Here is a 6,983-nt window from a genome sequence, read left to right as displayed (position 1 = left end):
CCATGCGGCAGAAGATGGTCAAGGAGTACAAGGCCGAGCTGATGCACCCGTACTACGCCGCCGAGCGCGGTCTCGTGGACGACGTCATCGACCCGTCCGAGACCCGGGAGGTACTGGTCAAGTCCCTCGCGATGCTGCACACCAAGCACGCCGACCTGCCCTCCCGCAAGCACGGCAACCCGCCGCAGTAGCCGCAAGTCCCGCCGTCACCCGGCGGACGCGCCGCGGTCACCCCGCGGACCCCTCAGCCACGGAGACTGACACCCATGGACATCCCTGACATCCGCGTCGAGAAGGGCCACGCCGAGCCCGAGGAGGTCGCCGCGCTGACGGCCATACTCCTGGCCCGCGCGGCGGCCCGCCCCGCCGACACCGCCCCGGCCCACCGCGGCCGCCACCGGGCCGGCTGGCGCCGCCTGGACCGCGAGAACGGCTTCCGCGCCCCGCACAGCTGGCACTGACCCGCACGACGACGAAGGGTCCCTCTCGCAAGGAGAGGGGCCCTTCGTCGTCTCTGTCCGTTCGCGGAGTGCGCAGACCTACCGAAGCCGGGCCATCAGCGCGTGCTCGACCAGCGTGATGAGCGCGGACTTGGCGTCCGCGCGGTGCCGGGCGTCGGTGGTGATGATCGGGGTGTCCGGGCCGATCTGCAGGGCCTCGCGGACCTCGTCCGGGCCGTAGGGCTGGTTGCCGTCGAAGCCGTTGAGGGCGATGACGAACGGCAGCCCGCTGTTCTCGAAGTAGTCGACCGCGGGGAAGCAGTCGGCGAGCCTCCTCGTGTCGACCAGGACGACGGCGCCGATGGCGCCGCGGACCAGGTCGTCCCACATGAACCAGAAGCGGTCCTGGCCGGGGGTGCCGAACAGGTAGAGGATCAGGTCCTGGTCGAGGGTGATGCGGCCGAAGTCCATGGCCACCGTGGTGGTGGTCTTGTCCCCGGTGTGGGTGAGGTCGTCGATCCCCGCCGAAGCAGACGTCATGACGGCCTCGGTGCGCAGCGGGTTGATCTCCGAGACGGCGCCGACGAACGTGGTCTTGCCCACGCCGAAGCCGCCCGCCACCACGATCTTCGCGGAGGTGGTGGAACGACTGGGAGAAACCGGCCCTCCGCTAGAGCTTGCGAAGTCCACTGAGCACCCTTTCGAGCAGTGTCACGTCTGGCTGGCCGCCGGCGCTCTCGTCGCCGCCGGGCTGATGGATGGCGACCAGGCCCGCCTCCGCCAAGTCGGCGACGAGGATCCTGGCCACGCCGAGAGGAATCGTCAGCAGGGCCGAGATCTCGGCCACCGACTTGATCTCGCGGCACAGATGGCAGATCCGCTGATGTTCGGGCAACTGGCCCTGCATCTGGTGCGGTTGCGCGGTGGTGTGCACCAGGGCCTCGATGGCGAGCTGGTACCGGGGCCTGGTGCGGCCGCCCGTCATGGCGTACGGGCGGACCAGTGGGTTGTTCGACGCCGCGGGCGCCGGCTCAGGGGTGCGTCGCTGCGGCTGCACCGGCTGGATGCGCGGCACCGGCGGCTGGTCGTACGGCGAAGGGCCGGGGCCCTGCGGCGCGTACGGGTGCCGGTGGTACGGAGCGGAGGGGTAGGCGTACGGGTTCGCCTGGCCGTCGCCGTGGCCCTGCGCGGGGCCGTACGACCAGTTGCCCGAGGACGAACCGCCTGGGTGTGTTGCCACTCTTACTCCTCCTCCGACTGCGCCGGGCACCCCACCGAGTGGAAGCCGCGTCCCGAAACCTTACGGCCCCAGGACACCGCAACGCACCGTCTGTCTTTCAGTTGAGAAGGCTTCCCTGGAGTTCGGCTCGCAGATCCGGAGTCAGGACCGTGCCCGCGCGGTCCACCAGAAGCGCCATTTCGTACCCGATGAGACCGATGTCCGCTTCGGGGTGGGCGAGTACGGCGAGTGACGAACCGTCGGAGATGGACATGATGAAGAGGAATCCCCGCTCCATCTCCACAACCGTCTGGTTCACGCTGCCGCCCTCGAAGATGCGCGAGGCACCGGCGGTCAGCGAGGTCAGGCCTGAGGCGACGGCCGCGAGCTGGTCGGCGCGGTCGCGGGGAAAGCCTTCGGACATCGCCAGAAGGAGTCCGTCGGCGGAGACCACCACGGTGTGGGACACCCCGGGGGTGTTGTCCACGAAGTTGGTGATCAACCAGTTCAGGTTCTGTGCCGCCTGGCTCATCGGGCTCACACTAACGCTCCTGGTTGTAGGTGCTGTCAGGACCACTGTGCTCATTCGTTGTGGCCTGGCCGTTCTTTTCGCTTCCTGCGCTGCGTCCCCGCTGGACGCCCTGGCGCAGGTTGCTCAACCTGCCCCGGACGTCCTCGGGGGCGCGGGAGACCTGTGGGCCGCCCTGCGGAGTCGATTCCGCGGTGCCCTCGACCAGGTTGGCCTTGGGCACCCGACGCGGCAGGCCCGAGGAGGTGACCCCGCCCGCCTTGGGCTTCTTGAGCTGCGAGGCCTGCTGCCACCGCTCGTCATTGGCCGAACGCCAGCCGCCGGCGCCGTTGCTCTCCGCGGCCGGAGCCGACGGCTGAGGGGGCACGGACCGCGAGCCGTTCGCGGCGCCCCCGGAGGAGCCGCGGCGCGGCAGCCCGGCGTCGGTCAGCTCGTGACCGGCCTCGGGGGCCGGTTCCGGCCGGTCGAAGCCTACGGGGTCGGCCTCGCCCGCGTCAGCGGCCTGCGCGGATTCCGCTTGCGGAGCGTACTGGTCCGCGTAGCTGTTCGGATAACCGTCCGTCTGCGGCCAGTCGTCCTGGTAGGGCTGGGCCTGGTAACCGGTGTACGGGTCTGCGGGGGCCGCGGGCTGCTCCTGCTGTACCGGTTCCGCATAGGCGGCCGGGCCGGGATAGCCGGCGTCCGCCGCGTACCCGCCTTGCTGCGGCAGACCATTGTCCTGGGGCAGACCGTTGTTCTGCGGCAGACCGCCGTCCGGCGCGTAGTACGTCTGCTCGTACGACGTCTGCTCGTACGACGTCTGCTCGTACGACGGCTGCCCCTGAGGGTCGTACGCCGTCTGCTGCTGCTCCCCGTACGCCGTCCGCTGGTCGTAGCCGGGCTGCTGCTGCGGGTAGGCCGTCTGACCGGTGTCGTACGGCTGCTGCCGACCGGTGGACTCGTCGGAGTAAGCGGGCGCCTCGGCGGCGGGGCCGTCCTGCGCCTGGGCCTCCAGGGAGGCGCGGCGCTCCTCGCGCTTGAGCGAACGGCCGACCGGGTCCAGCTCCCGTATGTCGTCGGGAACCTCGGCGTAGCGGCTGTCGTCGAAGCCGAGTTCCGCGGCCGTGCGCATCGGCGGCAGCTGGCTCTGAGCGAAGTCATCGCCCTGGAACTGCTGCTCGGGGATGATCTGCCGGACGGTGAACTCGTCACCGCCCGTGCCCTGCTCGCCGCCACCGCCGTGGGTGATGGCGTCGGGCAGCATGACCAGCGAGGTGGTGCCGGCCTGCTCGCCTGAGGGGCGCAGCTGGACCCGGATGCCGTGCCGGTCGGCGAGGCGGCCGACCACGAACAGGCCCATGCGCTGGGAGATCGCCACGTCCACGGTGGGCGGGTTGGCCAGCTTGTGGTTGATGTCCGCGAAGTCCTCGGCGGTCAGGCCGATGCCCTTGTCGTGGATCTCGACCATGACCCGGCCGTCCGGCAGCCGGGTCGCGGTGACGCGGACCTTGGTCTGCGGCGAGGAGAACGTCGTGGCGTTCTCCAGCAGCTCGGCCAGCAGGTGCACGAGGTCGGTCACCGAGCGGCCGTGGATCTCGGCCTCGGGGACACCGGACAGCTCGATGCGCTCGTACTGCTCCACCTCGGAGGAGGCGGCCCGCAGCACGTCGACCAGCGGGACCGGCTGGTCCCAGCGGCGGCCGGGCTCCTCGCCCGCGAGGACCAGCAGGTTCTCGCCGTTGCGGCGCATACGGGTGGCCAGGTGGTCCAGGCGGAAGAGGTTCTCCAGCTGGTCCGGGTCGGCCTCGTTGTTCTCCAGATCGGTGATCAGGGTCAGCTGGCCCTCGATCAGCGACTGGTTGCGGCGCGAGAGGTTGGTGAAGATGGCGTTGATGTTGCCGCGCAGCAGGGCCTGCTCGGCGGCGAGCCGGACGGCCTCGCGGTGCACCTGGTCGAAGGCGCGGGCGACTTCGCCGATCTCGTCGGTGGAGGTGATCGGGATCGGCGCGACCCGGGTGTCGACCCGGCCCGGGTCGGTGCGGGAGAGCTGGTCGACCAGCATCGGCAGGCGCTGCTCGGCGACGTCGAACGCCGCGCTGCGCAGCCGGCGCATGGAGCGGCTCATCTGGCGGGCGACCAGGCCGGCCAGGACGAACGCGGCCAGCAGGGCGATCACGACGACGGCACCCGTGATGAACGTCGACTGCTTGGCGTCGTCGGCGATGCCGGCGGCCTCGTTCACGGCGGTGTCGGCCATGTCCGACTCGATCTTGCGGTAGGCGTCGAACTTGAGGGTGTTGACGGCCCACCAGTTCTGGGCCGTGATGCCCTTGGCGGCGAGTTCCTGGCGGGTGGCGGGGTCGGTGCCCTTCAGCGTGGCGAGGGCCGTGACCATCTTCTGCGGGTCGGCCGGCGGGGCCACGTACTGCGGGTCCTTGCCCTTGGCCTCCTGCGCCATGGCCGCGGCCTTGGACTGGATGTCCTTCTTCTGCGCGTCCAGCTTGTCCGCGTCGGCCTGGGTGCCGCCGCCGAGGTACTCCTCGACGGCGATGTTCTCCAGGTAGGCGTAGGAGGAGAGGGCGATGCGCTGGCTGGCCAGGTTGCCGTCGTCCGGGCCCGGCTTGATCAGCAGGTGCATGCCGATCGAGCGTTCCAGCGACAGGGCGGCCTTGGTCAGCGAGATGGCGTAGACCGTACGGCCGTAGGAGGTGATGTTGCCGGTGCCCAGGCCCAGTTCGTTGGCGAACTCCATCAGCGGGTGCGCGACCTGGACGTAGCCCTCCTCGGTCTGCACGCCGTTCAGCTTGGAGGTGTAGGCGGCGGCGCGCAGCGACCGGAGCTGGGGCTCGGCCTGTCGGAACAGCTTCAGCCGGCGCTCCAGGCCGGCCTTGTGCGGCATGCTCTCGGCGGCCTGGTCGAAGGCGTCGGCGGCCTGGTCGGTGAGGTGCCGGGCCTGGGTGACGGTCGAGTCGTTCGGGCCCTTGCCCTGGAGCAGGGGAGCGGCGCTGGTGTCACGCTCGTTGTAGAGGGCGTTGGCGTAGGTCAGGGAGGCCCGGACCAGGCGCGCGGTGTTCTCGGCGTCCTGGGCGTCCTGCCAGGTGTCGATGGAGCCCTTGACCTGGAAGCCGCCCATGACGAGCCCGACCAGCACGGGTATGAGCAGGATCGCGTTCAGCCGGGTGGGCACCCGCCAGTTGCGCGGGGAGAGGCGTCCGCCGCTCGGAGCGGGAGCGGCCGCCGGCTCCGAACCGGGCACGTGCGTCGGCGCCGCACCGCGCTGCGGCGGGGTGAAGTTGCCCCGTGCCGACGGCTCGGGGCCGTTCTTGCTTCGCCTCACTCGACCAACAACCTCTCGGCGGTCGGCACCTACGTCTGTGCCGCAGTGTCTCGTAGCCCCGTCCGGCGCGGACGGACATCAGAACCGGAGGGAACCGGAGCGCTGAGGAGTACGTCTTCGACCATGGGGCAGTTCAGGCATTCCAGCACGCCGACATGCGCTCTTCCAAACAGTGGAAACCACTGATTCGAAGTGATGTAAGTCCCAGATAAAACGGTCATAAAGAGCGAGCCGCGTCAAAAAGCGGGAGAGTCATGCGCGCAGCGACACCGAATGTGCGCGACGCGTGGTGGCACCACCCGATTCCTCTGCCGAAACGTTATGAACACCGGGGCCGGCCGTGTCAAACGACACAGCCGGCTCCGGCGCTTCTACGGCAACTGCCGTACGACCCTGCCGACTTGGGCGCTATGCGAAGTGTGTCCCGGTGTTACCTCAGGCGGGCCATGAGCGCGTGCTCGACCAGCGTGATGAGCGTGGACTTGGCGTCCGTGCGGTGCCGGGCGTCGGTGGTGATGATCGGGGCGTCGGGACCGATCTGCAGCGCCTCGCGCACCTCGTCCGGCGTGTACGGCTGCTGGCCGTCGAAGCCGTTGAGGGCGATGACGAACGGCAGCCCGCTGTTCTCGAAGTAGTCGACCGCCGGGAAGCAGTCGGCCAGGCGCCGGGTGTCCACGAGCACCACCGCGCCGATGGCGCCGCGGACCAGGTCGTCCCACATGAACCAGAAGCGGTCCTGGCCGGGCGTGCCGAACAGGTACAGGATCAGGTCCTGGTCGAGCGTGATGCGGCCGAAGTCCATGGCCACCGTCGTGGTGGTCTTGTCCCCGGTGTGCGTGAGGTCGTCGATCCCCGCCGAAGCGGACGTCATCACGGCCTCGGTGCGCAGCGGGTTGATCTCCGAGACGGCACCGACGAAGGTCGTCTTGCCGACGCCGAAGCCGCCCGCCACCACGATCTTCGCGGAGGTGGTGGCCCGGCCCCCGTCAGAGCTTGCGAAGTCCACTGAGCACCCTTTCGAGCAGCGTCACATCCGGTGCGCCGCCGTTGTTCTCGTCGCCGCCCGGCTGGTGGATGGCCACCAGACCGGCCTCGGCCAGGTCCGCGACGAGGATCCGGGCCACCCCCAGCGGCATCGCCAGGAGGGCCGACACCTCGGCCACGGATTTCACCTCGCGGCACAGATGGCAGATCCGCTGGTGCTCCGGGAGCAGTCCCATCAGCGCTGCCGGGTCGGCCGTGGTGCTGATCAGCGCCTCGATGGCGAGCTGGTAGCGCGGCCGGGTCCGGCCGCCGGTCATCGCGTACGGACGAACCAGCGGCTGGTCGCCCTCGTCCCCGTACGGCTCGGCGTACGGATCATGATGGGCGGTGGGCGGGGTCATGAATCCTCCGGGCGGGACAGCAAGTCGGTCGGGCAAGCCGTCGGACGAGGCCGGTGGGGGGATTGTGGCGGCCGGACGGTGATTTGGTGACGCG

General features: G+C 69.9%; 8 protein-coding genes. 2 read left to right on the top strand and 6 right to left on the bottom strand.

The window, feature by feature from the left end; genetic code table 11:
* Together AB0G56_RS29915 and AB0G56_RS29910 are read left to right on the top strand one after the other, a co-directional pair.
* The coding region (locus tag AB0G56_RS29915; RefSeq protein ID WP_360975123.1) for a carboxyl transferase domain-containing protein at positions 1-191 on the top strand (191 nt) is incomplete at its 5' end.
* A gap of 75 nt (positions 192-266) precedes the next feature.
* Entirely contained in the window at positions 267-461 is a 195-nt protein-coding gene (locus AB0G56_RS29910) for an acyl-CoA carboxylase epsilon subunit (protein ID WP_360975120.1), read from the top strand.
* A 78-nt stretch (positions 462-539) separates the two neighbouring features.
* Here the strand turns inward: AB0G56_RS29910 and AB0G56_RS29905 are convergent, their stop codons facing one another.
* From AB0G56_RS29905 to AB0G56_RS29880, 6 genes are all read right to left on the bottom strand, one after another.
* Positions 540-1,130, bottom strand: a complete 591-nt coding sequence (locus AB0G56_RS29905; protein WP_360975117.1) for an ATP/GTP-binding protein — start codon at positions 1,128-1,130, stop codon at positions 540-542.
* Positions 1,111-1,680 carry a DUF742 domain-containing protein gene (locus tag AB0G56_RS29900; RefSeq protein ID WP_360975114.1) on the bottom strand — a complete coding sequence of 190 codons (570 nt, stop codon included), beginning with the start codon at positions 1,678-1,680 and terminating at the stop codon, positions 1,111-1,113. Before AB0G56_RS29900 ends, AB0G56_RS29905 begins: the two co-directional genes overlap by 20 nt.
* Before the next feature lie 97 nt (positions 1,681-1,777).
* Positions 1,778-2,191: a roadblock/LC7 domain-containing protein gene (locus tag AB0G56_RS29895; protein WP_004983065.1), complete on the bottom strand. Its 414-nt coding sequence runs from the start codon at positions 2,189-2,191 to the stop codon at positions 1,778-1,780.
* Positions 2,192-2,201: 10 nt separating this feature from the next.
* Entirely contained in the window at positions 2,202-5,504 is a 3,303-nt protein-coding gene (locus AB0G56_RS29890; protein WP_360975111.1) for a nitrate- and nitrite sensing domain-containing protein, read from the bottom strand.
* A 430-nt stretch (positions 5,505-5,934) separates the two neighbouring features.
* The gene (locus AB0G56_RS29885) at positions 5,935-6,510 is read right to left on the bottom strand and encodes an ATP/GTP-binding protein (protein ID WP_018567895.1); all 576 of its coding nucleotides are present in this window, start codon (positions 6,508-6,510) and stop codon (positions 5,935-5,937) included.
* The gene (locus AB0G56_RS29880; protein WP_009190816.1) at positions 6,491-6,889 is read right to left on the bottom strand and encodes a DUF742 domain-containing protein; all 399 of its coding nucleotides are present in this window, start codon (positions 6,887-6,889) and stop codon (positions 6,491-6,493) included. Before AB0G56_RS29880 ends, AB0G56_RS29885 begins: the two co-directional genes overlap by 20 nt.
* Positions 6,890-6,983: the final 94 nt, after the last annotated feature.

Origin of the sequence: Streptomyces sp. NPDC021356 (assembly GCF_040641015.1) — a bacterium.
GTDB lineage: Bacteria > Actinomycetota > Actinomycetes > Streptomycetales > Streptomycetaceae > Streptomyces.
The sequence above is the reverse complement of the archived record's forward strand: the minus strand, read 5'-3'. Positions and strand labels throughout refer to the sequence as shown.

Bases quoted from the DNA above. Each gene is read 5' to 3' on its own strand.
- AB0G56_RS29910 (WP_360975120.1), top strand. From the start codon at position 267: ATGGACATCCCTGACATCCGCGTCGAGAAGGGCCACGCCGAGCCCGAG.
- AB0G56_RS29895 (WP_004983065.1), bottom strand. From the start codon at position 2,191: ATGAGCCAGGCGGCACAGAACCTGAACTGGTTGATCACCAACTTCGTG.
- AB0G56_RS29880 (WP_009190816.1), bottom strand. From the start codon at position 6,889: ATGACCCCGCCCACCGCCCATCATGATCCGTACGCCGAGCCGTACGGG.